Annotated in this window: 1 pseudogene; it reads right to left on the bottom strand. The window is 70.3% G+C overall.

The window, feature by feature from the left end:
• Positions 1–515 precede the first annotated feature (515 nt).
• Positions 516–833 (bottom strand): annotated as a pseudogene (locus HMPREF3099_RS12900) (hypothetical protein); the annotation flags it as partial.

Genomic DNA, 833 nt, shown 5'->3' on the forward strand with positions numbered 1-833 from the left:
CCACTGCTACACCCTCAGATCGGAAGAGCCCCCAATCTCGCTGGGAGATGCCATCGAGGCGACTGACAACGATGCGCCCACGGCCCTCGACGTTCATCACGGCTTCCGGGGTTCCTCCGACCATGAAGGGCGCCCCACCCCACCCAGCAGAGCCAGCCCCGCCGCTGCTCGGGATGGACCACCCCTGGACCTCCCCTGACGTGACTGCCGGCCACCCGCCACCCCTGCTCCCCATGGCACTCAGAGGAGTCTCTGAGCGCGTGGTGATCGGCGAACCGTTCCCGTCCTCAGCCAGGTCCCACCTGAACCCATCCTCGGCACTCGGACTGGCCAGCCCTGCACCGGGCGCGGCACACGTCATCAGCAGCGCAAGAAGCAAACCCTTGGCCGAACGCACCTGAACCCCCTCAGCGACTCATCGAAATGAACGAGCCAGAGTATCCCCCCCGGGGGGCCGTCAAATCCTTGCGCACCAACGCCCTTGGAGGCAGACCGAGGCAAAGGTGCCCCCGAGGTCACTGCATCGTGCGCTGCCAGAGGGCGGAGTAGGCCTCGAGGAAGGCCGTGTGCACGTGGTGCCAGTGCGGCGAGTCGGGGTCGATGAGGTCCGCGTGGTGGGCGCCCGGCAGCACGTGGCTGGGGGCGTCGAAGTCCTCGCTGTGGGCGACGGGCACGGTGGCGTCGTCGGCGCCGTGGACGAGCACGGCATCCACCGGCTGGGCGTCGGCCCAGCGGCGGCGCGGGTCGAGGTGGTCGTAGGCCTCGGGCGCCTCGTCCGGCCCGGCGCCCACCCAGTCGGTCACGGCGCCGTGACCGAGGCCCTCGCGCGCGCC

Source organism: Kytococcus sp. HMSC28H12 (assembly GCF_001816045.1).
GTDB lineage: Bacteria > Actinomycetota > Actinomycetes > Actinomycetales > Dermatophilaceae > Kytococcus > Kytococcus schroeteri.